This window comes from Streptomyces sp. NPDC045899 (assembly GCF_056431485.1).
In genome coordinates this window covers 124,458-150,057 of record NZ_JBWKKP010000015.1, presented here as the reverse complement: position 1 = coordinate 150,057, position 25,600 = coordinate 124,458, and the positions used below count along the sequence as shown (strand labels likewise).

Annotated in this window: 23 protein-coding genes; 5 read left to right on the top strand and 18 right to left on the bottom strand. The window is 72.6% G+C overall.

What is annotated here, in order from left to right; genetic code table 11:
- Positions 1 to 530: 530 nt before the first annotated feature.
- Together AC07FT_RS23015 and AC07FT_RS23010 are read right to left on the bottom strand one after the other, a co-directional pair.
- A complete protein-coding gene (locus tag AC07FT_RS23015; RefSeq protein ID WP_479177879.1) occupies positions 531 to 737 on the bottom strand; it encodes a hypothetical protein in 207 nt (68 codons plus the stop codon).
- Between the two features lie 266 nt (positions 738 to 1,003).
- Positions 1,004 to 1,252, bottom strand: a complete 249-nt coding sequence (locus AC07FT_RS23010; protein WP_471206691.1) for a hypothetical protein — start codon at positions 1,250 to 1,252, stop codon at positions 1,004 to 1,006.
- 272 nt (positions 1,253 to 1,524) lie between these two features.
- On the opposite strand from AC07FT_RS23010, the gene AC07FT_RS23005 reads away from it, so the two are divergent.
- On the top strand, positions 1,525 to 2,859 hold the full coding sequence (locus AC07FT_RS23005) for a serine/threonine-protein kinase (RefSeq protein ID WP_479177878.1): 1,335 nt from the start codon (positions 1,525 to 1,527) through the stop codon (positions 2,857 to 2,859).
- 31 nt (positions 2,860 to 2,890) lie between these two features.
- Here the strand turns inward: AC07FT_RS23005 and AC07FT_RS23000 are convergent, their stop codons facing one another.
- From AC07FT_RS23000 to AC07FT_RS22955, 10 genes are all read right to left on the bottom strand, one after another.
- Positions 2,891 to 3,709, bottom strand: coding sequence for a TrmH family RNA methyltransferase (locus tag AC07FT_RS23000; RefSeq protein WP_431772967.1), 819 nt, complete (start codon positions 3,707 to 3,709; stop codon positions 2,891 to 2,893).
- Between the two features lie 86 nt (positions 3,710 to 3,795).
- Positions 3,796 to 5,016: a uroporphyrinogen-III C-methyltransferase gene (gene cobA, locus AC07FT_RS22995; RefSeq protein ID WP_471206699.1), complete on the bottom strand. Its 1,221-nt coding sequence runs from the start codon at positions 5,014 to 5,016 to the stop codon at positions 3,796 to 3,798.
- Positions 5,017 to 5,121: 105 nt separating this feature from the next.
- On the bottom strand, positions 5,122 to 9,048 hold the full coding sequence (cobT, locus tag AC07FT_RS22990) for a nicotinate-nucleotide--dimethylbenzimidazole phosphoribosyltransferase (RefSeq protein ID WP_479177877.1): 3,927 nt from the start codon (positions 9,046 to 9,048) through the stop codon (positions 5,122 to 5,124).
- Between the two features lie 279 nt (positions 9,049 to 9,327).
- Positions 9,328 to 10,581: a precorrin-6y C5,15-methyltransferase (decarboxylating) subunit CbiE gene (gene cbiE, locus AC07FT_RS22985; RefSeq protein WP_479177876.1), complete on the bottom strand. Its 1,254-nt coding sequence runs from the start codon at positions 10,579 to 10,581 to the stop codon at positions 9,328 to 9,330.
- A 277-nt stretch (positions 10,582 to 10,858) separates the two neighbouring features.
- Positions 10,859 to 11,497 carry a GNAT family N-acetyltransferase gene (locus AC07FT_RS22980; RefSeq protein WP_471206707.1) on the bottom strand — a complete coding sequence of 213 codons (639 nt, stop codon included), beginning with the start codon at positions 11,495 to 11,497 and terminating at the stop codon, positions 10,859 to 10,861.
- A 151-nt stretch (positions 11,498 to 11,648) separates the two neighbouring features.
- Complete coding sequence (locus AC07FT_RS22975; protein ID WP_479177875.1) at positions 11,649 to 12,467, bottom strand: MetQ/NlpA family ABC transporter substrate-binding protein; 819 nt, start codon at positions 12,465 to 12,467, stop codon at positions 11,649 to 11,651.
- A 37-nt stretch (positions 12,468 to 12,504) separates the two neighbouring features.
- Positions 12,505 to 13,326, bottom strand: a complete 822-nt coding sequence (locus AC07FT_RS22970) for a MetQ/NlpA family ABC transporter substrate-binding protein (protein ID WP_479177874.1) — start codon at positions 13,324 to 13,326, stop codon at positions 12,505 to 12,507.
- Positions 13,327 to 13,436: 110 nt separating this feature from the next.
- Positions 13,437 to 14,237, bottom strand: coding sequence for a methionine ABC transporter permease (locus AC07FT_RS22965; RefSeq protein WP_479177873.1), 801 nt, complete (start codon positions 14,235 to 14,237; stop codon positions 13,437 to 13,439).
- On the bottom strand, positions 14,234 to 15,295 hold the full coding sequence (locus tag AC07FT_RS22960) for a methionine ABC transporter ATP-binding protein (protein WP_479177872.1): 1,062 nt from the start codon (positions 15,293 to 15,295) through the stop codon (positions 14,234 to 14,236). The genes AC07FT_RS22965 and AC07FT_RS22960 overlap by 4 nt, the downstream gene beginning before the upstream one ends.
- A gap of 398 nt (positions 15,296 to 15,693) precedes the next feature.
- Positions 15,694 to 16,341 (bottom strand): HAD-IA family hydrolase, encoded by a 648-nt coding sequence (locus tag AC07FT_RS22955; protein WP_479177871.1) that lies wholly within the window; start codon positions 16,339 to 16,341, stop codon positions 15,694 to 15,696.
- A gap of 150 nt (positions 16,342 to 16,491) precedes the next feature.
- On the opposite strand from AC07FT_RS22955, the gene AC07FT_RS22950 reads away from it, so the two are divergent.
- Together AC07FT_RS22950 and AC07FT_RS22945 are read left to right on the top strand one after the other, a co-directional pair.
- The gene (locus AC07FT_RS22950) at positions 16,492 to 16,860 is read left to right on the top strand and encodes a hypothetical protein (RefSeq protein WP_471206725.1); all 369 of its coding nucleotides are present in this window, start codon (positions 16,492 to 16,494) and stop codon (positions 16,858 to 16,860) included.
- Positions 16,861 to 16,915: 55 nt separating this feature from the next.
- Positions 16,916 to 17,308 carry a hypothetical protein gene (locus tag AC07FT_RS22945; protein ID WP_479177907.1) on the top strand — a complete coding sequence of 131 codons (393 nt, stop codon included), beginning with the start codon at positions 16,916 to 16,918 and terminating at the stop codon, positions 17,306 to 17,308.
- Between the two features lie 156 nt (positions 17,309 to 17,464).
- Here AC07FT_RS22945 and AC07FT_RS22940 read toward each other — a convergent pair whose 3' ends face one another.
- From AC07FT_RS22940 to AC07FT_RS22930, 3 genes are all read right to left on the bottom strand, one after another.
- Positions 17,465 to 17,968 carry a GNAT family N-acetyltransferase gene (locus tag AC07FT_RS22940; RefSeq protein ID WP_254742247.1) on the bottom strand — a complete coding sequence of 168 codons (504 nt, stop codon included), beginning with the start codon at positions 17,966 to 17,968 and terminating at the stop codon, positions 17,465 to 17,467.
- Between the two features lie 123 nt (positions 17,969 to 18,091).
- Positions 18,092 to 18,613, bottom strand: coding sequence for a sigma-70 family RNA polymerase sigma factor (locus AC07FT_RS22935; protein WP_431772958.1), 522 nt, complete (start codon positions 18,611 to 18,613; stop codon positions 18,092 to 18,094).
- Positions 18,614 to 18,736: 123 nt separating this feature from the next.
- Positions 18,737 to 19,918, bottom strand: coding sequence for a glycerophosphodiester phosphodiesterase (locus AC07FT_RS22930; RefSeq protein ID WP_479177870.1), 1,182 nt, complete (start codon positions 19,916 to 19,918; stop codon positions 18,737 to 18,739).
- A 261-nt stretch (positions 19,919 to 20,179) separates the two neighbouring features.
- Here AC07FT_RS22930 and AC07FT_RS22925 point away from each other — a divergent pair, with 261 nt between their 5' ends.
- Both AC07FT_RS22925 and AC07FT_RS22920 read left to right on the top strand, forming a co-directional pair.
- Complete coding sequence (locus AC07FT_RS22925; protein ID WP_471206733.1) at positions 20,180 to 20,854, top strand: lysophospholipid acyltransferase family protein; 675 nt, start codon at positions 20,180 to 20,182, stop codon at positions 20,852 to 20,854.
- Positions 20,855 to 20,931: 77 nt separating this feature from the next.
- Positions 20,932 to 21,747 (top strand): alpha/beta fold hydrolase, encoded by an 816-nt coding sequence (locus AC07FT_RS22920; protein WP_479177869.1) that lies wholly within the window; start codon positions 20,932 to 20,934, stop codon positions 21,745 to 21,747.
- 62 nt (positions 21,748 to 21,809) lie between these two features.
- On the opposite strand, the gene AC07FT_RS22915 is transcribed toward AC07FT_RS22920, so the two are convergent.
- From AC07FT_RS22915 to AC07FT_RS22905, 3 genes are all read right to left on the bottom strand, one after another.
- Complete coding sequence (locus AC07FT_RS22915) at positions 21,810 to 22,784, bottom strand: aldo/keto reductase (RefSeq protein ID WP_479177868.1); 975 nt, start codon at positions 22,782 to 22,784, stop codon at positions 21,810 to 21,812.
- 16 nt (positions 22,785 to 22,800) lie between these two features.
- Positions 22,801 to 24,231: an argininosuccinate lyase gene (gene argH, locus AC07FT_RS22910; RefSeq protein WP_471206741.1), complete on the bottom strand. Its 1,431-nt coding sequence runs from the start codon at positions 24,229 to 24,231 to the stop codon at positions 22,801 to 22,803.
- A gap of 89 nt (positions 24,232 to 24,320) precedes the next feature.
- Complete coding sequence (locus tag AC07FT_RS22905) at positions 24,321 to 25,517, bottom strand: argininosuccinate synthase (RefSeq protein WP_479177867.1); 1,197 nt, start codon at positions 25,515 to 25,517, stop codon at positions 24,321 to 24,323.
- Between the last annotated feature and the right edge of the window lie 83 nt (positions 25,518 to 25,600).

Genomic DNA, 25,600 nt, shown 5'->3' with positions numbered 1-25,600 from the left:
GGCCGGCCATGGTCCCGTGCGGTACGTCTGGCGTCGTGGCCTTGGGCCCGGTTCCTTCCCCCTCGGCAGGCCGAGGGGGGTGGACCCGCGCCGCACCCGCTGCGGTGGCCCCGCGCGGCGTACCCCGGCGGGCCGGCCAGGGGCCCGTGCCATACGCCCGATCCATGACCTCTCAGCTCTCCTGGAGGGTGGTCAGGCCGTGGCCGATGAAGCGGGGGACGATGTCGCCGATGCGGACGAAGCCCGCGCCGACACGTCGCCGCACCCGCGCGGTACGTGCAACGTCACGGCCTTGGGCAGGCGCCGCGCTCCCGGCACGCGGACGATCCCGGCCCGGAGCGTGACCGGCCCCGGCGACCCCGCCACGGGGTCGCGGCCGCGTGTGTGATCCGACAGACGGCCCTGGACGGCGCGATGCCCGGACAGCTCCCCAGCTGTCCGGGCATTCGTGCCGTCCGCCGCACCCCCGTCCCCACGGGGCTGATGACAGGAAGTCCCCGGCCCAGGCCGCTCTCCTGGACCCGGGGCGCTCAGCGCCCCAGCATTCCCGCCACGGACGACGCTTGTGTGACGACGGCTTCCCAGCCGCCGAAGGCGATGCTCAGCAGGACGGCCAGCGGCAGCACCATGGCCACCGCGACCAAGGGATGACGGGTGCCCGGCTCGGAGCCGGCGAACGCTTCGGCGATCCGGCGCCGCCGCACTCGGATGACCGAACCTCCAGCCGTGTGCGCCATCGTCCCTCCTCCTTCACATCTGGGGCGGCGAGCGTCTGACCTCGGGGGACGAGTGCTGCGCCCGCCGCTTGACGACAACATTAGGCGCGCACCCCGCGCTCGGCGTCATGCCTTCGTACCGCTTGACGGGCCTCCCGGAGGATGACCCCGGACCACCGTGCGTACTCCCCTGGGTGGAGACTCCGCTCCCGGAGCCGGGGTCATCCCGGAAGGGCCGGGTGAGGGGACACCGGAACGGCCCCCTCACCCGGCCCGCTCCTCCCCCGCTACGCCGCCTCGTCCTCGCCCTCGTCCACACCGCTGCGCGGCACCGGCTGCTCCACCAGCGCGAGCACCCGGGTGGCCATGAACCGCGCAGTGCGGACGACGGACCCATTACGGGTGACTTCGCTCACTTCCACCACCCCGCGCCGGACCGCCGTCTCCACCCGGCGGCCCGCCCTGCTCGCCGTGACTTCGTACGTCCGGGTCGTGTCCCCGGCATCCACCACTATCTCCACACGGTCACCCTTCACGCTCTCAATCCCCCTTCTGGGACGGCCCCTTGAGATCACGCATGCCTGAGCACGGGCACGGATTGCCACGTTTCCGGCCCACATCTCCAGGATCCCAGGGGGGACTGACAATCCGTCGGCCGACGCATGCGCGGCCTCTCAGCGCGCGGGGCCGTCAATCCGTAAGCTGTGCACGTCAGACGGACAGCAGTGGACGGCAGCGGATGGGGCTCCCCTCCAGGGCTCACACCGGGGCCCGGACGGGCCCGCCCCACCGGAGGCAGGGGACGGACATGGCGATGATGCGGCTCCGGCGCGAGGACCCGCGTGTCGTCGGTTCCTTCCGCCTTCACCGGCGGCTCGGCGCAGGCGGTATGGGGGTGGTCTACCTCGGCTCCGACCGGCGCGGACAGCGCGTGGCGCTCAAGGTGATCCGGCCGGACCTGGCCGAGGACCGTGAGTTCCGCTCCCGGTTCGCCCGCGAGGTGTCGGCCGCCCGCCGGATCCGCGGCGGCTGTACGGCGCGGCTGGTGGCCGCCGACCTCGAGGCCGACCGCCCGTGGTTCGCCACCCAGTACGTACCCGGCCCCTCCCTGCACGACAAGGTGAACGAGGAGGGCCCGCTGCCCGCGGCGCAGGTCGCTTCGATCGGGTCGGCCCTGGCCGAGGGGCTGTTGGCGGTCCATGAGGCCGGAGTGGTCCACCGCGACCTCAAGCCGTCGAACATCCTGCTCTCCCCCAAGGGCCCGCGGATCATCGACTTCGGTATCGCCTGGGCGACCGGGGCCAGCACGCTGACCCATGTCGGCACGGCGGTCGGCTCGCCCGGTTTCCTCGCGCCCGAGCAGGTGCGGGGCGCGACGGTGACCCCGGCGACCGACGTCTTCGCGCTGGGCGCCACGCTCGCCTACGCGTCGACGGCGGACTCCCCCTTCGGGCACGGGAGTTCGGAGGTGATGCTCTACCGGGTGGTGCACGAGGAGCCCCAGCTGATCGGGGTGCCGGACGCGCTGGCGCCACTGCTCCACGCCTGTCTGGCGAAGGATCCGGAGGACCGGCCCAGCACCCTCCAGCTGTCGCTGCGGCTCAAGGAGATCGCGGCGCGCGAAGCCCACGGACAGGGCCACGGACACGGCCATGAGCAGGGTCCGGGGCAGCCGTACGGCGGGGCGCCGTACGGCACGTCCGAGTCCCGGCCCACCGGGCGACGTGCCGATCAGTACGCGGAGCAGCACACCGAGCGGCGGCCCGGAGGCACTCCGCCGCCCCGGGGCGCCTCGCACCCGTCCCGGGGGGCCGCCCCGCGCGGTGCGTCGTCCCGGCAGGGGTCCGGTACGGGCGCGGGCCGTGCGCCGGGGCGCAACACCCCGGCGCGCCAGGGCGCGCCGCGCCGCCGCCCCGGCCCGCCCGCACGCACGGTGCGCACGACGCCGAACGGACGGCGGCCCGGCGGTCCGAACCCCCGGCTGCTGCGGCAGCGGCTGACGGTGTTCGTGGTGGTGACGCTGCTGGTGGCGCTGGGGATCGCCGCGGCGCAGGGCTGTGAGGGCCCGTCGAACGGACTCGGCACGCCGGCGTCGGTGCCCGGTGCCCCGTCGACGGCCGTGCAGCACGGCGGATGGCGTTAGGACGGTCCGGGGGCCCGGTCCGCCGGTCGGTTCAGTGCTGGGGGCGGCCCGCGGTCACCGCGTAGAAGGCCACCGCCGCGGCCGCGCCCACGTTGAGCGAGTCCACGCCGTGGGCCATCGGGATGCGGACCCACTCGTCCGCGGCCATCAGCGCCTGCGCGGAGAGGCCGTCGCCCTCGGCGCCCAGCATCAGGGCGACGCGGTCCAGCCGGTGCGGCGCCGCGTCGTCGATGCTGGTGGCCTTCTCGTCGGGGGTCAGGGCGAGGATGGTGAACCCCGCGTCACGGACCGTCTCCAGTCCGCGCGGCCAGGTCTCGAGCCGGGCGTAGGGGACGGAGAAGACGGCACCCATCGAGACCTTGACCGAGCGCCGGTAGAGCGGATCGGCGCAGTCCGGGGAGAGCAGGACGGCGTCCATGCCGAGGGCCGCCGCGCTGCGGAAGATCGCCCCTATGTTCGTGTGGTCGTTGACGGACTCCATGATGGCGACGCGCCGGGCTCCGGCGAGCAGTTCCCCGGCCTCGGGCAGCGGGGTGCGCTGCATGGAGGCGAGGGCGCCGCGGTGGACGTGATAGCCCGTCACCCGCTCGGCCAGCTCGGGGCTGACCGCGTAGACCGGTGCCGGGACGTCCTCGATGACATCGCGCATGACATCGACCCACTTCGACGACAGCAACATCGAGCGCATCTCGTAACCGGCCTGCCGGGCGCGCCGGATCACCTTCTCGCCCTCGGCGATGAACAGGCCCTCGGCGGGCTCCCGCTTACGCCGTAGCTCCACATCGGTCAGACCCGTGTAGTCGCTCAGCCGCGGGTCGTCGGGATCATCGACGGTGATGAGATCAGCCACTTGAGTGATACTGCCTTGTCCTGGTTGCGGTGCCAATGCGGCAGACGCGATTTGCGTTACCCGCGGTTACGCCACGGGCGGCCGGGTCAGGTGTGGTCGGGGGAGGCGACAGTGACGACGTCACCGATCACCACGATCGCGGGCGGCCGCACACCTTCGGCGGCCACCGTCTCCGCCACCGTGGCGAGCGTGGCGTCCACCCTCCGCTGGGCGGCGGTGGTGCCCTCCTGGACCACCGCGACCGGGGTGTCCGCGGCCCGGCCGTGTCCGATGAGCGCGGTGGCGATGGCCCCTATCTTCTCGACGGCCATCAGCAGCACCAGCGTGCCGCGCAGCCGGGCGAGCGCGGACCAGTCCACCAGCGAGCTGGGGTCCTCGGGCGCCACATGTCCGCTGACCACCGTGAACTCATGGGCCACCCCGCGGTGGGTGACCGGGATCCCGGCCACGCCCGGCACGCTGATGGCGCTGGTCACCCCGGGCACCACGGTGCACGGGATCCCGGCCTCGGCCAGGGCCTGCGCCTCCTCCATCCCGCGGCCGAAGACGAACGGATCGCCGCCCTTGAGCCGGACGACCGACTTGCCCGCCTTGGCGTGCTCGATCAGCGCGTTGTTGATCGCCTCCTGCGCCATGAAACGCCCGTACGGGATCTTCGCGGCGTCGATCACCTCGACGTGCGGCGGGAGTTCATCGAGCAGATCGCGGGGACCCAGCCGGTCGGCCACCACCACGTCCGCCTCGGCCAGCAGCCGACGGCCGCGCACGGTGATCAGGTCCGGATCGCCGGGGCCGCCGCCCACCAGGGACACCCGCGGACCGCGGGCCCGGTGCCGGGGCGCGGCGAGCGTACCGTCACGGAGCCCCTCGACCACCGCGTCGCGTACCGCCGCCGAACGGCGCGGGTCCTGTCCGGTGAGCACGGCCACGGTGACGCCCTCGCTGCGCCCGGTGGCCGGGGTCCAGGCCGAGGCGGCCGCGGCGTCGTCGCTGCGCACACACCACACCCGGCGCTCCTCGGCCTCCGCGGAGGCGGCGGCGTTGGCCTCCGGGTCATCCGTGGTGATCAGGGCGTACCAGGCGCCCTCGAAGTCGCCCGCACGGTACCGGCGGCGCTCCCAGCGCACCTCGCCCGCCTCGGCCATCGCCTCCACCGAGGCGGTGGCCGACGGGGAGATCAGCAGGACGTCCGCACCCGCCGCGATCAGCGCGGGCAGCCGGCGCTGGGCGACCTGGCCCGCTCCGAGCACGACGACGCGCCGCCCGGCAAGGCGCAGTCCGACGGGGTAGGCGAAGTTCTCGGACATGCGGTGCGGCTCTCCTCGTGCGAATGCCTGCCGCTGCGGCACTGGAGCGGCTGATCAACAGTGGGGCGTGGCCCCCGCGGACACCTTACGTCGCGGGGGCTCGCCTCAGTTCTTCTCCGTGACCCCGGCGGAGTCGAACGTGGCCACCTCGTGCATCGCGCGCGCGGCACTCTGCACCACCGGGAGGGCGAGCAGCGCGCCCGTCCCCTCACCGAGCCGCAGATCCAGATCGACCAGGGGACGCAGACCCAGCTTGTTGAGGGCCGCGACATGACCCGGCTCGGCGCTGCGGTGCCCGGCGATGCACGCGGCCAGCACCTCGGGTGCGATGGCCCGTGCCACCAGGGCCGCCGCCCCCGCGCTCACCCCGTCCAGGATGACGGGTGTGCGCAGCGAGGCGCCGCCCAGCAGCAGACCGGCCATCGCGGCGTGTTCCAGACCACCGAACGCGGCCAGCACCCCGATCGGATCCGCCGGATCGGGCTGGTGCAGCTCCAGACCGCGCCGTACGACGTCGATCTTGCGCGCGTGCATCTCGTCGTTGATACCGGTGCCGCGCCCGGTCACCTCGGAGGGGTCCACACCCGTGTACACCGAGACCAGGGCGGCCGAGACGGTGGTGTTGGCGATGCCCATCTCACCGGTGAGCAGCGCCTTGTTCCCGGCGGCCACCAGATCGCGGGCGGTCTCGATGCCCACCTCCAGGGCGCGCAGCACGTCCTCGCGGCTCAGCGCGGGTCCGGTGGTGAAGTCACCGGTGCCTGCCCGCACCTTGCGCGGAAGCAGACCGGGGGTGCTCGGCAGATCGCTCGCCACGCCCACGTCCACCACGCACACCTCGGCGCCGACCTGGCTGGCGAACGCGTTGCAGACCGCACCGCCGCCCAGGAAGTTGGCCACCATCTGGGCGGTGACCTCCTGCGGCCAGGCGGTGACGCCCTGGGCGTGCACCCCGTGGTCACCCGCGAAGATCGCCACGGCGGCGGGCTCCGGGATCGGCGGCGGGCACTGCCGCGACAGTCCGCTCAGCTGCGCGGAGATGATCTCCAGCATGCCGAGCGCACCGGACGGCTTGGTCATCCGCTTCTGCCGCTCCCACGCCTCGCCGAGCGCCTTGGCGTCCAGCGGGCGGATGCCCTGGAGGGTCTCCTGGAGCAGGTTGTGCGGGTCCTCGCCGGGCAACGCGCGGCGGCCGTACGTCTCCTCGTGGACGACCCAGGACAGCGGGCGGCGCTTGGACCACCCGGCCCGCATCAGCTCCGGCTCCTCCGGGAACTCGTCGACGTAGCCGACGCACAGGTAGGCCACGGCCTCCAGGTGCTCGGGCAGCCCGAGTGACCGCACCATCTCGCGCTCGTCGAAGAAGCTGACCCAGCCGACGCCCAGGCCCTCGGCGCGGGCCGCGAGCCAGAGGTTCTCCACGGCGAGCGCGGAGGAGTACGGCGCCATCTGGGGCTGGGTGTGACGGCCCAGGGTGTGACGGCCGCCGCGGGTCGGGTCGGCGGTGACGACGATGTTGACCGGGGTCTCGAGGATCGCCTCGATCTTCAGTTCCTTGAACTGCTTGGCCCGGCCCTTGGGGAGGGACTTGGCGTACGCCTCGCGCTGGCGGGTGGCCAGCTCGTGCATGGTGCGCCGGGTCTCCTCGGAGCGGATGACCACGAAGTCCCACGGCTGGGAGTGGCCGACGCTGGGCGCGGTGTGCGCGGCTTCGAGGACGCGCAGCAGCACCTCGTGCGGGATGGGGTCGGAGCGGAAGCCGTTGCGGATGTCGCGGCGCTCGCGCATCACGCGGTGCACGGCGGCGCGCTCGGCCTCGGCGTAGCCCTCGGCGGGCGGGCCGAGCGGCTCGGGCTCCGGCTCGGGTTCACGTTCGAGTTCGGGCTCCGGCTCGGCCTCGGGCTCGGGCTCTTCGGTGGCCTCGGCGTCGGCGCCCTCCGGAGCCGTGTCGGCGGGGGCCGTGTCCTCGGCGACGGCGTCGGGTGCCACGGCCGGGACGGGCTCCCCGGCTTCGGCCATGTCCTCGGCCTCGCTCGCCTCCTCGGCCTCGGCTTCGGCGGCCACCGCCTCGGGGGTCACGGCCTCGGGGGTCACGGCCTCCACGGTCTCGGCCTCGGGGGCCTCGGTCGCGTCGGCGGGAGCCTCGGTCGCGGGGGCCTCGGGAGTCTCCTCGGCGGCCGGCTCCTGGACGACGGGCTCGGGGGTCTCTTCCCCGGCGGCCTCGGCGGCCTCGACGGCCTCGACGGGTTCAACCGGCTCGGCGGCCTCCATGACCGCGGGCCCGGCCTCGGATGTCTCCACCCCGGCGAGCTCCTCCGGTACGGCGTCCTGCTGCGGGGGCTCCTCCTCGACGGCCTCCGCCCCCGGGAGTTCGACCTGCTCCTCCGCGGGGGCCTCCGCTGCCGCGTCCGCCTCGGGTACCGGGACCTCGGCCACGACCTCGGCCTCGGCCTCGGCGGGCTGGGACTGATCGTCAGTGACTATCGAGTGACCGGGGTCGACCGCGACCGGCTCCGCGGGGTGAGCGCCCTGCTCCTCCGCGGGCCACGGCGTCTCCTCCTCCGACGTCATGGCCTCCTCCACGGCCGGGGGCTGCTCCGCCGGCAGGGCCGCCTCCGCCACCGGGGCGTCCTCCACCTGCGGGGCGTCCTCCGCCTGCGGGGCGTCCTCCTCCGCCGGGGCCGGGTCGGCCGGTGTGGTCACGGCCTCGTGCGCCAGCTGCGCCGGGATCTCCGGTACGGGGCCGGGGTACGGGGCGGACCGTGCGTCGAGCTGCTCGGGAGCGAGAGCGGGCTGGACCTGGGCCGGGATACCGATCACCGGCTCCTCGGCCATCGTGGCGTCCGCACCCTGCGCGGCCGCCGCGTGGGGCGCGGGCACATGGGCGGGCTCCATGACGGGTTCACCGCCCTGGGCCGGGATGGTCGCGGCAGCCGGGGGCGTCTCGGCGGACTCCGGCTCCACGGGCTCCGACGGTCCGGTGTGTTCCGCGGGCAGGGGAGCCGAGGGCACGTCGGCATCCTGGACCGGCTCGGACACCCCGGTGTCCTCCGGTGCCGCGACCGCCTCCGCACGACCGACCGCTTCTGCGTGCATGGGCTCGGCCTCGGCCTCGGGCACGGGTTCGGCCTCGGGCTCCCGCACGGGCTCCGGCTGGACCTGCGGTGCGGGCTGCGCCTGCGGCGGCGCGGAGTCCCACGCCTCGCCCGGCTGCGGAATGTCCGCGAGCTGCGGGCCGGGGAGCGGCGCCGCGTCCTCGGGCGGGGCGGCGAAGTACTGCGGCCCCGCCGCGTACTCCGGCGCGGTGGCGTAGTCCGCGCCCTGCGCGCCCACCACGAACTCGCCGCCGGCCGACTGCTCCGGCTCCGGCTCCACCACGTACTCGGGCTGGGGCTGCGGTTCCGGCTGGGACACGGGCTCGGGCTCGGGTCCTGGCTCGGCGAGGACGCCCTGCGGCTCCGCCTCGGCCTCCGGTTCCACGACCGGGGGCTCGACATGCGGGGCGGTCCCGGCGTGCCGGGCGGCGGCCGGTCCCCGGTCGGCCAGTGACCGCACCACGCCATTGGAGGCGTCGGGCAGCGGCGGACCCATGTGCAACGGCCGCCGCGCGGGCTGCGGCGGGGACTGGTGGAGCGGCTGCGGCTGGGACAGCGGCTGCTGAAGGGGCTGCGGCTGCGCTTCGGGGGCCTGCGGGGCCGCGGCCGGCTGCGCTCCGGCGTACTCGGCGGCGGCCGGGTCCGGCACCCCGTCCGCGTAGGTGCCGTGCGGCGGCGTTCCGGCCGACGGCTGCTGGTACTGGGCCTGCTGCTCGCTCCAGGCGCCCTGGGCGCCGGGCATCAGCAGCAGGTCGTCCTCCTCGCCGCCGGTCTCGTGCGGTTCGAGGTAGGGGTAGGGAGCGGCACCGGGCTGCGGCTGCTCGGTGTAACCGGCGTCGGCGGGCGGGGAGTGGACATCCGCCGGGTGCGGGTGTCCGAGTCGTCCGCCTGCGTTCTCCGGCTGTCCCTCACCCGGGACCTGGCCGGTGTCGGTCATGCGTACCCCTCGCCCATCGCTAGTGCTCCTTCCAACCGCCTACCGCCGAGAGCAAGCCCCGTGAGCAAGAACGAGCGTGCGCCGTGCGCGGCACGTAGCACGCCCGAGGCTTGCCTGCCGCGGCCCCATCAAGGGAGGCACATATTCCGGCCATTGACCGATAAAGCGCCGAACACCGGGCAGCGGCACAGGCAGTACAACGATCCGCCAGCCTACCCCGCGCGAGCCCGCGGGAAGGTCACCGGGGCGATGCACGGGGCGAACGTCACAGGGACAAAATCACTGGTGCGGGCGGTGGCCGCAGACCAGGAAGGCGACCGCGCGCTCGCGTTCGGTCCACCCCCGCGTGTCCAACTCGACGGACTGCAGCAGGACGCACTCGACGGCGTAGCCACCGTCCTCCAGCGCCCGCCCCACGGCTTCCGCCTCGTCCCGGGTGGTGGCGTGGGTGACGATGCGCTCGGGGCGGCGTGCAGCGCACGCGGCGACCACGGACGCGCCCCCGCCACCGATGCGCACCACATCCGGTTCCGGGAGGTCCTCCAGGACGTCGGGGGCGGTGCCCTGGACGACCTGGAGCTGGACGCCGAACCGGCGGGCGAGTGTCGCGGTGCGCTCACAGGCGTCCGCGTGCCGGTCCACGGCGATCACGGCGGCGCCGAACCCGGCGGTCTCCACCGCGGCCGCGCCGCTGCCCGCGCCGATGTCCCAGACCAGGTCGCCCACCCGGGGTCCGATCCGGGCCAGTTGGAGGGCGCGCAACTGCTGGGATTCGCTCTCGCCCAGCACGGTCGCGTAGGCGGGGGCGGGCAGCGCCCAGCCGCGGACGGCGCCCGGGAAGCCGGGGTCCCGTCCGGCGATCCAGCCGCCGTGCAGGGCGCCGCGCGCGGTTCCGGTGGGCCGCCCGGCGGGCGGGGCGGTGGTGCCCGAGCCGCCGATGACGATGACGACATTGGGGTCGCGCCAGACGTGGTCGGCGGCCTTCTCCGAGGTCAGGACGGTCACCTGCTCGCGTTCCGTGCCCAGGGCCTCGCAGATGACGAAGGTGCGGTGCACCGGGCCGAGGAGCAGTGCGAGTTCGGCGGGCCCGGCGCCGGGCGAGGTGAGGACGGCGACTTTGGTGTGGGCACGGCAGACGTTGACGGCGCGGCGCAGATCGCGGCTGTGCGCGACCACCACGACCTGGGCGTCGTCCCAGGGCATTCCGGCGCGGGCGAAGGCGGTGGCGACGGAGGAGACGGCGGGGACGACCTCGACCTCGAGCCCGTGCTCGGGGGCGCGCAGGGCCCGGACGACACCGAAGAAGCCGGGGTCGCCGTCGGCGAGGACCACGGGTGAGCCGCGGTGCTGGGCGATGCGGCGGGCGGCGAGGTCCACACTGCCCAGCCGGATCCGCTCGGCGCCCGGTGGCACTTCGGGCAACGCCAGATGGTGGGCGGCTCCGGCCACGAGGGTGGCCGCGCCGAGGGCGGAACGGGCCACGTCGGTGAGCGGTGAGCCGTCCCAGCCGATCACCGTGACGCGGTCGGCCATCGTCGTCTGTCTCCCCGGGTGTCGTTCGGTCGGTCGGGTCGCCGTGCGGGGTACCGCAGGTGTGCCGGGTGCGGCGGGTGCCGCGGGGTGTGCTCGCGAGGGTTCGCGGGTGCGCCGCGGACGCGGCCGCCGGATGGCGCGGTGCGGCGCGGGCGGGCCGGTACGTGAGTACGCGGTACGCGGGCTCGGGCAGATTACCCCGCCTGGTCCGGACCGCCGGAGCGGGGGCGGCGGCCGGGGTGGTGCGCCGGGGGCGCGGGGGCGCGCGTCCCCGGGGTCAGCCCCAGTCGGAATAGCCGCCGAAGGCGTCCGATCCGGCCATGGACTCGGGGATCCCGTCGAGGTCCTCGGCGAGCAGGCTCCACACGATGAGGTCGGTGCGCAGATCCGTCCAGCCGCCGTCCTCCGTCTGGGTGCGGGCTATCCCCGCGTTGCGCAGCACGCCCTCGCTGATGCAGCCGACCTTCTGGGCCACCTGCTGGGCGGCGGTGTTGTCGGCGGCGGTGCGCAGCTCCAGCCGCTCGAACTTCTGGTCCTGGAAGAGCCAGCGGGCGACGGCGAGCACCGATTCCGAGGCATAGCCCTCACCGCGCGCCCAGGGGGCGGTGATGTAGCTGACCTCGGCGCCCAGGACCCGCCAGTCGGTGTTGCGCAGATGGACCAGTCCCACCAGTCGCTGGGTGAGGAACTCGGCGACGGCGAAGACGATTCCACGGCCGGTGGTGCGTTCCGCCGGGGCGAGCCGCAGCGCCTGGTCGCGGGCGTCGCGCTGGGTGTACGGGAGGGGCCCCCTGGTCCAGGTGACCACGAGCTCGTCGGTCATCATCTCCGCGAGCGCGGGTACGTCCGCTTCCTCGAACGGGCGCAGCACCAGGCGTTCGGTGCTGATGGAGATGTCCGGGAAGGTGGATGTCATGCGCCGCTCCGTAACCGGGGGTCGTTTTCCGTAGCCGTCAAGAGTGCCCAGCATGCAGCATCGGCCAGGGGAAACGCAGCACGGGGTGGCCAAGCGGAAGGCTCCGCATCCGGTTGTGTGCCGGAATGCGGAGCCCTGGGCTTGTCGTCGGCTAACCCGCGGTGACCGGCAGCACCGAACCGCGGTACTTGTGCTGGATGAATTTCCGCACTTCGGGGGAGGTGAGCAGCTTGGCCAGCTTCTTCACCCGCGGATCGCCCTCATTGCCCTTCTTCACGGCGAGGACATTGGCGTATTCATTTCCCTTCACCGACTCCAGCAGTATCGCGTCCTTGGCCGGGTCGAGTCCGGCGTCGAGCGCGTAATTGCTGTTGATGACGGCCGCGTCCACATCGTCGAGGGAGCGGGGCAGCTGGGCGGGTTCCAGCTCCTTGAACGTCAGCTTCTTCGGGTTGGAGGTGATGTCGGCCGGGCTCGCGGTGGGTCCGGCGTCCTTCTTCAGCCCGATGACGCCCTTGGCCGCGAGGAGCTGCAGCGCCCGCCCCTCGTTGGTGAGTTCATTGGGCACGGCGACGGTCGCGCCCTCGGACAGCGCGGAGATGTCCTTGACGCGCTTGGAGTACGCGCCCATCGGGGGCAGATAGGCGTCCGTGACGGCCACCAGATCGGTGCCCTCGGTCTGGTTGAAGTTATCCAGGAACGGGGCGTTCTGGTACAGGTTGGCGTCGAGCGAACCCTCCTGGAGGGCGGTGTTCGGCAGGACGTAGTCCGTGAACTCCTTGACCTCCAGCGAGAGCCCGGCCTTCTCCGCCAGGTTCTTCTCGATGTGGGCGAGCACTTCACCGGCCGGGACGGCGGTCGCCCCGACGACGAGGGTGCCGTCGTCGGAGCCACCGGCGGAGCCCGCCCCGCACCCGGTCAGCCCGAGGGTGAGTACCACCGCGGCGACGGGGAGGGCGATCTGGCGCATGATGTCGCTTCCTTCGGTGCGGTGACGCGCGGGCCGGTCAGAACGAGGGGAGGACGGAGCCGGCGTACTCGTCCTTGATGAACTTCTTCACCTCGGGCGAGGTGAGCAGCTTGGCCAGCTTCTTCACCCGCGGGTCGTCCTCGTTGCCCTTCTTCACGGCGAGGAAGTTGCCGTAGGGGTTCTTGTCGGGGGACTCCAGGATCAGGGCGTCCTTCGCGGGCTTGAGGTCGGCCGCGATGGCGAAGTTGCCGTTGATCACCGCGGCGTCCACGTCGCCGAGCGCACGCGTCAGCTGGGCGGCCTCGAGCTCCTTGAACTTCAGGCCCTTGGGGTTGGCCGCGATGTCCTTCGGGGTGGCCTCGGTGCCGACGCCGTCCTTGAGCTCGATGACCTTGTTGGCGTCCAGCAGCTTCAGCGCGCGGGCCTCGTTGACCGTGTCGTTCGGGATGGCGACGGTGGCGCCCTTCTTGATGTCCCCGACCTTCTTCGCCCCGTCGGAGTAGAGGCCGAGCGGCTCGAGGTGCACCGTGACGACGGGCACGATGTCGGTGCCCTTCTTCTTGTTGAAGTCGTCCAGGAACGGCTGGTTCTGGAAGTAGTTGGCACCGACCGAGCCGTCCTGGGTGGAGAGGTTCGGCGTGTTGTAGTCGGTGAACTCCTTGACCTCGAGCTCGAGGCCGTTCTTCTTGGCCAGGTGGTCCTTGACGTAGGTGAGTATCTCCGCGTGCGGGACCGGGCTCGCGGCGACGATGAGCGGGCCGTCCTTGCTCGCGGCGTTCTCGGTGCCGCAGGCGGACAGGCCGAGGGCGAGCGCTCCGGCGGTGAGGGCGATGGTGACGGTCTTGGTGGTGTTACGCACGAAAAGTGCCTTTCTTCTGGGGCGCACGGTGCCACCGCGGGTGCGGAGGCACCGTGCGAGGGGTGGGGCTGTGGGGGGGAGGTGGGAGTGTGGTCGGAGGGGGCGGCGGCTCAGGGAACCTTGGCGGGCTCGGTGTCCGCGGGCTCCGCACCGGCCGGTTCACCGGTGGCCGCGGCGGCCCCGGTGGCGGCCGGGGCGGACCGGGCGCTCCTGGCGGGGCGCAGCAGCACCAGACGGGGGACGGACGAGGAACGGCCGCGGTGCGCGAGGAAGCGTGCCGCGAAGTCGCCCACGAACTGGATGACGGAGATCACCACGGCGAGGATGGCGACGGTGATCCACATCAGATCGGTCTCGAACCGCTGGTAGCCGTAGCGGATGGCGAGGTCGCCCAGTCCGCCGGCGCCGACCGTGCCGGCCATCGCCGAGTAGCCCAGCAGTGCCACGACGGTCGTGGTGGCGCTGGAGATCAGCGAGGGCAGCGCCTCGGGCAGCAGAACCTTGCGGACCACGGTCCAGGTGGAGCCGCCCATCGACTGCACGGCCTCGACGAGTCCGCCGTCCACCTCGCGCACCGAGGTCTCCACCAGCCGGGCGAAGAAGGGGATGGCGCCGATCGCCAGGGGCACGACCGCGGCCTCGGGTCCGATGGTGGTGCCCACGACCAGACGGGTGAAGGGGATCAGGGCCGCCAGCAGGATGACGAACGGCATCGAGCGGGCGACGTTCACGATCTGGCCGAGAACCTTGTTGACAACCACATTCTGAAGAACCCCGCCACGGTCGGTGAGGACCAGCAGCACTCCGAGCGGCAGTCCGCCGACGACCGCGATCAGTCCGGACCAGCCGACCATGTAGAGGGTGTCCCAACAGGCCTGCTCCAGCAGGGGCTCCATCTCGGACCAGGTCACTTGGCGCCCTCCTTGAGCAGCTGGGGGGTGGGTGCGGCGGCCCGCGGGCCGTCGGCGATCGCCGCCACGTCGACCTGGAGCCCCTGCTCGCGCAGGAAGCCGATCGGGACGACGTTCTCCTCGAACCGGCCGGGCAGTTCGATGCGCATCCGGCCGACCTGGTTGCCGCCGACGGTGTCCATCGCGGCGCCGAGGATCGAGATGTCGATGTTGTAGGTGCGGGACAGCTGGGAGATGACCGGCTTGGTGGCGGCCTCGCCCTGGAAGGTGACGTCCACGACCGTGCGGTCCGCGGCCGAGGGCTCGCCGCCGACCGGGAACAGCTCATGGGCCAGCTCGGACCCCGGAGTGGCCAGCAGATCGGTGACCCGGCCGGACTCCACGATCCGCCCGCCGCGCATCAGCGCGGCCGAGTCGCAGATCGTCTTGACCACGTCCATCTCATGGGTGATCAGCAGTACGGTCAGCCCCAGCTGGCGGTTGAGGTCGCGCAGCAGCTGGAGGATCGAGCGGGTGGTCTCGGGGTCGAGCGCCGAGGTGGCCTCGTCCGACAGCAGCACCTTGGGGTCACCCGCGAGCGCACGGGCGATACCGACCCGCTGTTTCTGGCCACCGGAGAGCTGGGCCGGGTACGCCTTGGCCTTGTCGCCGAGACCGACCAGTTCGAGCAGTTCCAGCGCCTTGCGGGTGCGCTCCCGGCCGGAGACCCCGAGGATCTCCAGCGGCAGTTCGACGTTGTCCCGCACGGTGCGCGAGGACAGCAGGTTGAAGTGCTGGAAGACCATGCCGATCCGGCTGCGGGCCTGGCGCAGCGCGGATCCGGCGCGCGGCCCGCGCCCGGCGAGCGCGGTGAGGTCCTGACCGGCGACGGCGATGGTGCCGGAGGTGGGGCGCTCCAAGAGGTTGACGCAGCGGATGAGGGTGGACTTCCCGGCGCCGCTCTGGCCGACGACGCCGTACACCTCACCCTCGCGGACGTGCAGATCGACGCCGTCGAGGGCGGTGACCTCGCGGCCTCGTGAGCGGTAGACCTTGGTCAGGTCCGTGGTGGTGATCACAGGGTTTCCGTCACTGTTGAGTGCGCGGCGGGGGTGCGCCGGGCACGGTTCGTTCATTACGGAACGCGGCAGGGGGATCCCAGCGGGCACGACGGCGGGACGTCGTGGCGCGGCTACGGGTTCCGGTGACGCGGGGCAGCTCGGTCCGGCGCGTTATGGGCGCGCGGCATCCGGCTCAGCGGTCTCGCTTCGGGGCGCGAGGCACGGACAGGGGCCCTCAGCAGTCACACATTCGACACCGACAACGAGCACCGGGCGCGGTGAACGCCTCGGTCGCGGGGATGCGGATGCTCGTCGTGGTCATGGCCGCAAGTAAAGCAGAGAGCAGGACGGACCGATCAACCATGTCCGTATAGCGGACATCGCTGACCAGTCCGTGGACAAGCGGAAGCGGTCATTCAGATCCGTACGGTGAGTTCCACTCCCCCGTCGGTGGCCTGGGCCGACACGGCCGAGAGGTCCTCCACCACCCAGTCGGCGATCAGCTCGGCCCGGGGAACCGTTGTGGTCAACGCCACGGTCCGCATCCCGGCCGCGCGGGCCGAGGCGAGCCCGGCCGGGGCGTCCTCGAAGGCCACGCAGCGGGCCGGGTCCACCCCCAGCCGCTCGGCGGCCAGCAGGAACGGCTCGGGGTCGGGCTTGCCGCGGGTGATGTCGTCCGCGGTGATCAGCGTCCCCGGGCGCAGCCCCACCTCGGTCAGCCGGGCAGCGGCCAGCTGTGCGTTCGCCGAGGTCACCACGGCCCAGCGGGCGGCGGGCAGCCCGGTCAGCAGTTCCGCGGTGCCGGGCAGCAGCTTGACCCCGCCGGGGACGTCCGCCAGCTCCAGCGCGTCGATACGGGCGCGGGCACCGGCTATCCGCTCGGCGGGCAGCAGATCGCCGATGATGTCGTCCGCCGGGCGGCCGTGCAGTTCGACGGCCGCGAACTCCTCCTCCGACACGCCGTACTCCCCCGCCCACCGGGTCCAGCAGCGCACGACCGACTCCATGGAGGAGACCAGGGTTCCGTCGTTGTCGAACAGCAGGGCGTCAGCGGAGATCCTCATGGCGCGCAGCGTACGTGGGCGCCTCCCCGGGCCCGGCCACCGCATCGGCCCCGGGCCCGGGGCCGATGACAACGCGGTCATCAGGGGCGATTACAGTCGTCCCATGCTTGTCACCCCCTGTGTGCGCCATCACACCGCACGGAGGTCCCGTTGATCGCGGCGCTGACGGTCGCGCTCGGTGTGACCGCGCTCCTGCTCGCCGCCTGGTGCGGCTGGGCCGCCTATCGCGACCAGCCCACCAAGGACTGGCACTTCATCGGTATGGCCGTGGTGACCCTGCTGGCGATCGTCCAGCTGGTCGTCGGGATCGTCCGGCTGGCGGGCGGGGACGACCCGGACCAGGGCTTGGCGATCTTCGTGGCCTATCTCATCGGCTCCGCGCTCGCCGTGCCGGTCGCGGCGTTCATGTCGCTGGCCGAGCGGACCCGCTGGGGTTCGGCGACGGTCGCGGCCGCGGCCGTGGTGCTGGCCGTGCTCGAAGTGCGGCTGTACGACATCTGGGGAGGCGTCGGTGGCTGAGTCCACGGAATCCTCGCGGTCCGCCTCCGCGCGGACCGACGAGACGCCGGGCCGCGTGGCCCGGCGGACCGGTCTCGGACAGGGGCCGGGCCGGCTGCTGGTGCTGCTCTACGGAGTGTTCACCGTCGCGGCGGCATCCCGTTCGATCTACCAGCTCATCGCCCAGTACCACGAGGCGCCGCTGGCCTACATCCTCTCGGCGGTCTCGGCGGCGGTGTACGCGTTCATCACCATCTCGCTGGTGCGCGGCGGCGAGGGAGCGCGCCGCGCGGCGATGGTCTGCTGTGCGCTGGAGCTGATCGGGGTGCTCACCATCGGCACCTGGACGCTGGCCGACCCCTCCGCCTTCCCCGACCAGACGGTGTGGTCCGACTACGGGATGGGCTATCTCTTCATCCCGATCTTCCTGCCGGTCACCGGTCTGCTCTGGCTGCGCCGCAAGGACTGAAGCCGAGGCGGACCGAGCGGTGTCCCGCCCGGTCCGTCCGGCATGTTGGTGATGGGGTGCGGGGCTGTGTCATGTGCGGCTCCGCCGCGTGGGCGCGACCAGCCACGACGCGGCCACGGACGAACGACGGCACCTCGCGGCACGTCCCGCGGAGCGCTAGGCGCTGGCGGCGAAGGCCGACGCCGAGGCGTCCTTCTCCAGCGTGACCACACTGAGCCGCCGGCTGACCTCCTCGGTGCCCACCTGGGCATAGCCGTTACGGCGGTACAGCCGCAGATTGCCGTCGCTGCGGTGTCCGGTGAAGAGGCGGTAGCGCTTGGCGGCCCGCTCCTCGGCCAGCCGCCCCTCGATGGCCGCGAGCAGCCGGCCGCCCAGGCCGTGGCGCTGCATCCGGGGGTGGACGATGAGCTTGCCGATGGCGGCGGTGCCCTTGTCGTCGACCGCGCCGCGGACCGAGCCGACGACCTCGGCGCCCAGCCGGGCCACGAGCACGCACCCCTCGCCGAGTTCGGCCCGCAGATCGTCCAGCGTCTGCGTCAGCGGCTCGATGGAGTAGTCCCCGTACAGCTCGGCCTCGCCCTGGTAGCACAGATACTGGAGCTTGAGGATCTGCTCGGCGTCGTCCGCGGTCGCCGCGGAGATGGTCACGCTCATGCCCATGTGCGCATGCCTCCCCTTGTCTCGGTCCTCCCGGCCGCGGTGAGGGTGGGTGTGCGGCCGGGGTTCATGGCCCTGGGTGGAAGCGCCGCGCGGTGGTGCGTCCGCTTCCCGGGCGCCGATTGTCTAACGCTCCTTTCCCCAGGGTTCGGGAGCCGCAATCTCCGCCGTGAGCATTCTGCGCAGGCAACCCAGACATCGGGAACGCACGGGCCCCAGACTGCCCTGTGACATTCCCAACTCGCCCGCGATCTCCCGGTACGTCGGGTCCGAACGGGACAGCATCGCGCCCAGCAGCCGTGGGCAGCGGCCGGGCAGTCTGCGCACCGCCGCGCGCAGCACCCGGCGGGTCTCGGCGGTCAGCACGGCCTGTTCCGCGGGGCGTGGCTCGGGCCCCTCCGGCAGTCGATCGTCCACCGGGTCGTAGGGCACCTCGCGGCGGGCCCGGCGACGGGCGCCGCGCACCTCGGCGCGGACGGCACCGCGCAGCCAGCGGGCCGGTTCCGGTGGCGGGCCGGTGTCCCGGGTGCGCTCCAGCAGCCGCAGCCAGACGGCCTGTTCCAGCTCATCGGGTTCGACACCGGCGGCGTACGCCTCGGCCGCCGCCTCGGCGGCCAGCAGCGGGCGCAGTTCCTCCACTAGGTCCATGCCGGGCGGGACGTGGACCGGGCGCGGTGCGGTTGCCGGTGGGCCGCGGTCTCACCCGACCGGGTAGCCGCCGGGACCGGACTTGACGCCCGGGGTCCCGGCGGCCGTCACCGCGCCGTCCGGTCAGTCCTCGCCGAGGAAGTCCGCCCGCGCGAGGAGGGCGGTGTCGGCGTTGTCGGAGAAGATGCCGTCGATACCGGTGGCGAAGTACGCCTTGAACGCGCCGAAGGCGTCACCGTAGGCGTTGGGGTCGGTGCCCCGGCGGAAGTCGGCGGGCAGGAAGCTGTTCTCGTTGCGCATGGTGTAGGGGTGCAGGAACAGCCCGGCCGCGTGCGCGTCCTTGACCACGCTGGTAGGGGTGCCCAGCTTGCCGTCGGCGGTGCGCGGAATGATCACCGACAGATCGGGGCCGATGCCCTGGGCGAAGCGCGCCATCCACGCGAGCCCCTCGGGCTTGACCAGATCGGCCACCGTGCGCGGATCGCCCGCCTCGGTGAAGTCCCAGGGGCGGCTGGTGAGGGTGGACAGCAGCACCACCGAGCGCGTGTCCACCAGCTTGCGCAGCCGCTGGATGCTGCTGGGCTCGAAGGACTGGAGGAACTGCGGGGAGTCCTTCTTGTGACGGCCGTACCGGCGCAGCAGCGGGGCGATCCGCTCCTCCAGGCCCAGCCCCAGCTTGCGGAAGTAGGTGGGGTGCTTGGTCTCCACGTGCAGCCAGACCGGGCGGCCGCGCTTGCGGCCCGCCCGCTCGGCCCACCGGAGCACCTCCTCGAAGGTGGGCACCTCCCAGCGGCCGTCGTAGAGCGTGTTGCGCTGACGGGTGCCGGGGATGCGCTCCTTGGCGCGCAGCGTCTTCAGCTCGGCGAGGGTGAAGTCCTCGGTGAACCAGCCGGTGAACTTTGTCCCGTCCACGGTTTTGGTGGTCTTGCGCCCCGCGAATTCTGGATGGTCCGAGACATCCGTGGTGGCCGTGATGTCGTTTTCATGACGGCAGACCAGATGGCCGTCCTTGGTGGGGACGAGGTCCTGCTCGATGACGTCCGCGCCCATGTCCAGGGCGAGCTGGTACGAGCCGAGGGTGTGTTCCGGCCGGTAGCCGCTGGCTCCGCGGTGGCCGATGACGGTGGGCACCGGCAGCCCGTGCGCACGGCCGGAGTTCGCCGCGTCCGCCGCCGCGTCCGTACCCGCCCCGTCGGTGGCCCCGGAGGCCTCGGCCGTACCCGCCCCGCCGAGCGCCACCGCTCCCGCACCGAGGGCCGCGGCCCCCAGGAGGGCGCGGCGTCCGGGCTGTTGCTCCCGCTCCATGAGCACTCCTCGCTCTGGTGTCCAACACACCTGTGGATGACCTGTCAGAGAACGGGCCGATGGTAGGCGGGCGCACCTTGTGAACGGGAGACGTCGGCGGAAACGCGTGGGAAACGTGTGTCAACACCGCGTATCAGGTGGGTGAACCCGGTGTGCGCGGGAGCGCGACCGGCGAGTATCGTCCTAAGGCGGCGCGGGTGTGCGGTGCGAGAACGGACCGTACGCCGGACGCGCCGGACATGACCCCGACCGGAGGACCCGTTGTCCCGATTCGCGTTTCTGAAGGCAGTACTCGGTCCGCTGATGCGCCTGATGTTCCGCCCACGGGTCGAGGGGGCGGAGCGCATCCCCGGCTCGGGCCCGGTGATCCTCGCCGGCAATCACCTCACCTTCATCGACTCGATGATCCTGCCGCTGGTCTGTGACCGTCAGGTCGTCTTCATCGGCAAGGACGCGTATGTGACCGGCAAGGGGCTCAAGGGCCGCCTGATGGCCTGGTTCTTCACCGGTGTCGGCATGATCCCGGTGGACCGGGACGGCGGCCACGGCGGAGTGGCCGCGCTGATGACCGGCCGCCGGGTGCTGGACGAGGGCAGGGTCTTCGGCATCTACCCCGAGGGCACCCGCTCCCCCGACGGCCGCCTCTACCGCGGCCGGACCGGTATCGCCCGGCTCGCGCTGATGACCGGTGCCCCGGTGGTGCCGTTCGCGATGATCGGCACCGACCGGATCCAGCCGGGCGGCAAGGGACTGCCGCGGCCGGGCCGGGTGGAGGTCCGCTTCGGCGAGCCGCTGGACTTCGCCCGCTACGAGGGCATGGACCGCGACCGGTACGTGCTGCGGGCGGTGACCGACGAGGTGATGAGCGAGGTCATGCGGCTCTCCGGCCAGGAGTACGTGGACATGTACGCCACCAAGGCCAAGGCCGCCGCCTGACGGGCACCGCCGACCGACAGTGATGCCGGGGGCAAAGCCCCTGGCCACCGTATGGGTCCGGCAACTAGGGTGCGCCGATGACCACCTCCACCGTGCCCTCCCCCGCGTTTGTCCCGCTGCGCGGCCGGCGCTTCGCCGTGACCGATTTCGGCGGGCCGGGCACCCCGGTGCTCGCCCTCCACGGTCACTTCGGCCGCGGCAGGATGTACGCGCCGCTGGCCGCCGCGCTCGCGCCCGACCGGCGGGTGATCGCGCTGGACCAGCGGGGGCACGGGCTCACCGGGGGCGGTGGTCCGTTCACCCTGGACGAGTACGTGGCCGACGCGGCGGCGCTGCTGGCCGAGCTGGACCTCGGACCGGTCCCGGTGGTCGCCCACTCCACCGGCGCGGTCGCGGCGTACGCGCTGGCCGCGCGCCATCCGGAGAGGGTGGCCGCGCTGGTCGTGGAGGACGTGGGCGCGGTGACCGACCGTCCGGTGGTGGCCCATCCGGTGCTGGATGTGTCCTCCTGGCCGACCTGGGCCGCCGATCTGGAAGGGCTGCGCGCCGGGATCGAGGACCGGGGCATCCCCGACGCCACGTACTTCCTGGACAGCGCGGAGCCGGACCGTGCGGCGGGCGGCTGGCGACTGCTGTTCCAGCCCGCCCACATGATGGCGTCCCAGCGGGCCATGTGCGGTGACTTCTGGGACGAGTGGCTGGGGTCGTCCTGTCCCGCGCTGCTGATGCGCGGTGAGCACAGCTCGCTGCTGCCGCCCGGACACGCCCGCGAGATGGCGGACCGCCGTCCGCACACCAGGCTGCGGGAGTTCGCGGGGTGCGGCCACTGGATCCACGACGACGCGCCGGAGGCATACGCGCGGGCGGTGGGCGCCTTCCTCGCCACGCTCTGACCGCCCGCTCCGCGGGCCCATCTCTCAGGGCGGCCTGCGGGCGGCCCGGTCATGCCCGGGGGTCACGCCCAGGGCAGCTCCGCGCGGTGGCGCCAGTACTCCTCCGGCTCCTGGGCCAGCCCGTCCAGCAGCGTGAGCTGGCGTTCGTTCAGCCGGAGGGTGGCCGCGGCGAGGTTGGAGCGCAGCTGGGCGGTGGTGGCCGCGCCCGACAGCACCACATCCGCCCACGGCCGGTGCAGTACGGCGGCCAGCGCGACGGCGTCCGGGGTGGCCCCGGTCTCCTCGGCGACCTGGCGCAGCGCGGGCGGCGCGGCCTCGGGCACGGCCAGCAGGCCGTTGGCCACGGCCTCCTTGACGATGACCGACCGTCCCGCGGTCCGGGCTTCGGCGAGCGCGCTCCCGGCCGAGGTCTCCAGCAGATTGAAGGTGGTCTGGACGGTGCGGAACAGCGGGACCCCGCCGGTCTCCACGGTGAGCGCGGCGCGGATGGTGTCGGCCTGGTGCGGTCCGCTGGTGGACACGCCGATCGTGACGCCCTCGGCGGCGAGCGCGGCCAGCCGCTCGTGGAGCGCGCGGTCGGTGAGGGCGGGGCTGTCGGGGGTGAGCGAGTGGATCTGGTAGAGGTCGAGCCGGTCGCCGAGCAGGGCGTCGGTCAGTCCGCGCTGCCGTTCGTAGGCGGCGGCGCTGTGGTCCTTGACCTCGTGGGTGGTGGCGTCCAGGGACCAGTCCGCGACGTAGGTGTAGCCCCATTTGCTGCCGACCACCACATCCCGGGCGTCCGGGTGGCCCGCCAGCCAGCCGGCGAGGAACTCCTCCGCCCGGCCGTAGGACCGTGCGGCGTCCAGATAGCGCACCCCGTGGGCGTAGGCGGTGTCCAGCAGCTCCTCGCTGCGCCGCCGCATCGCCTCGACGGTGCGCTCGGCCGGGAGGTCACGGTCCCGGCCCAGGGTGATGTAGGCGGGACGGCCGACCGCGGCCAGGCCGAGTCCGATCCTGGCCGCGGGGGCGGTGATCTCCGCCAGACGCGAGAAGCCCATGGGCCCCATTGTGCGCTCAAGCCTTGGCGTCGGCCCACTCGTACTGGGCGGTGAGGTCGGTCTTGACCTCCGCGAGCTGGACGGCCACCGCCGAGGGGGCGGTACCGCCGCGGCCGCTGCGCGAGGCGAGCGCGCCGGGCACATCGAGGACCGAGCGGACCTCCGGCGTCAGATGCGGCGAGATCTTGGCGAACTGCTCGTCGGTCAGCTGGTCCAGCTCGATACCGGTGAGCTCGCACTCCTTGACGCAGGCGCCGGCGACCTCGTGCGCCACCCGGAACGGCACGCCCTGCCGGACCAGCCATTCGGCGATGTCGGTGGCGAGCGAGAACCCGGCGGGGGCCAGCTCCTCCATCCGCTCCCGGTGGACGGTGAGCGTGGCCATCATGCCGGTGAAGGCGGGGAGCAGGACCTCGAGCTGGTCGCAGGAGTCGAAGACCGGCTCCTTGTCCTCCTGGAGGTCGCGGTTGTACGCGAGCGGCAGCGCCTTGAGGGTGGCGAGCAGCCCGGTGAGGTTGCCGATCAGCCGCCCGGACTTGCCGCGCGCCAGCTCGGCGATGTCCGGGTTCTTCTTCTGCGGCATGATCGAGGAGCCGGTGGAGAAGGCGTCGTGGAGGGTCACGAAGGAGAACTCCTTCGTGTTCCAGATGATGATCTCCTCCGCGATCCGGGAGAGGTCCACACCGATCATCGCGGTGATGAACGCGAACTCGGCGACGAAGTCCCGGGAGGCGGTGCCGTCCAGCGAGTTGGCGGACGAGCCGCGCTCGAAGCCGAGGTCGGCGGCGACCGCCTGCGGGTCGAGCCCGAGGGACGATCCGGCCAGCGCGCCGGAGCCGTAGGGCGAGACCGCGGTCCGCTCGTCCCACTGGCGCAGCCGTTCGGCGTCCCGGGAGAGCGCCTGGACGTGCGCGAGGACGTGGTGGGCGAAGAGCACCGGCTGGGCGTGCTGGAGGTGGGTGCGGCCGGGCATCGCCACGTCCGGGTGCGCCTCGGCCAGGCCGACCAGGGCGCTCTGGAGGTCGGCGATCAGCTTGCCGATGATCCGGGCGTGGTCCCGCAGGTACATCCGGAAGAGGGTGGCGATCTGGTCGTTGCGGGACCGTCCGGCGCGCAGTTTGCCGCCGAGGTCGGGGCCCAGCCGCTCCAGCAGTCCGCGCTCCAGGGCGGTGTGCACGTCCTCGTCGGCGATGGTGCCGGTGAACGCGCCGGAGGCGACATCGGCCTCCAGCCGGTCGAGCCCTTCGAGCATCCGCTCCAGCTCGTCCGCGGTGAGCAGCCCGGCGGTGTGGAGGACCCGCGCGTGGGCGCGGGAACCGGCGATGTCGTACGGCGCCAGGCGCCAGTCGAAGTGCACGGAGGCGCTGAGCTTCTCCAGTGCCTCGGACGGCCCGTCGGCGAAGCGGCCGCCCCAGAGCCGGACGTCACCGCTGTTGCCGTTGCTCACGCTGTTGCTCCTCAAGGCTGTGGGTGTGCGACCGCCTCCCCCCGGTCGGGGCGGGGAGGCGGCTCGTTGCGTCGGTGCCGGGTCCGAGGCTACTGCTGGAGGTCCCGCTTGGCGGCGATCTTGCTGGACATGCCGAAGATCTCGATGAAGCCCTTGGAGAGGGACTGGTCGAAGGTGTCGCCGGTGTCGTAGGTCGCCAGGTTGAAGTCGTAGAGCGACTGCTCGGACCGGCGTCCGGTGACCACGGCCCGGCCGCCGTGCAGGGTCATCCGGATATCACCGGAGACCTGCTGGTTGGCCTCGTGGAGGAAACCGTCCAGGGCCCGCTTCAACGGCGAGAACCACAGACCGTCGTAGACCAGCTCGCCCCACCGCTGCTCGACCTGCCGCTTGTACCGGGCGAGCTCGCGCTCGACGGTGACGCTCTCCAGCTCCTGGTGGGCGGTGATCAGCGCGATGGCGCCGGGGGCCTCGTAGACCTCCCGGGACTTGATGCCGACGAGCCGGTCCTCGACCATGTCGATCCGGCCGACACCCTGGGCGCCCGCCCGCTCGTTGAGCTGCTGGATCGCCTGGAGGACGGTCACCGGCCGGCCGTCGAGCGCGACCGGGACGCCCTCCTTGAAGGTGATGACGACCTCGTCGGCCTCGCGCGGCTCGGCCGGGTCGGAGGTGTACTCGTAGACGTCCTCGATCGGCGCGTTCCAGATGTCCTCCAGGAAGCCGGTCTCCACGGCCCGCCCGAAGACGTTCTGGTCGATCGAGTAGGGGGACTTCTTGGTGGTCGCGATCGGGAGGTTCTTCTCCTCGCAGAAGGCGATGCACTTGTCCCGGGTCATGGCGTAGTCCCGGACCGGCGCGATGCACTTCAGCTCCGGCGCGAGGGAGGAGATGCCCGCCTCGAACCGCACCTGGTCGTTGCCCTTGCCGGTGCAGCCGTGGGCCACGGTGGAGGCGCCGTGCTTCTTCGCCGCCGCGACCAGGTGCTTGACGATGGCCGGACGGGAGAGGGCCGACACCAGCGGGTAGCGGTCCATGTACAGTGCGTTGGCCTTGATCGCCGGGAGGCAGTACTCCTCGGCGAATTCGTCCTTGGCGTCCGCGACCTCGGCCTCGACGGCCCCGCAGGCGAGCGCGCGCTTGCGGATGACGTCCAGGTCCTCGCCGCCCTGGCCGACATCCACGGCGACCGCGATGACCTCGGCGTTCGTCTCCTCGGCGATCCAGCCGATGGCGACGGAGGTGTCCAGACCGCCCGAGTAGGCGAGTACGACGCGCTCGGTCACGGGTATCTCCTTACGCTCCATGCACTGACTGGCATAAGTATGCATTGGGCCGTATGTTTCGTCAAAGCGAGCCGCACCGGCCC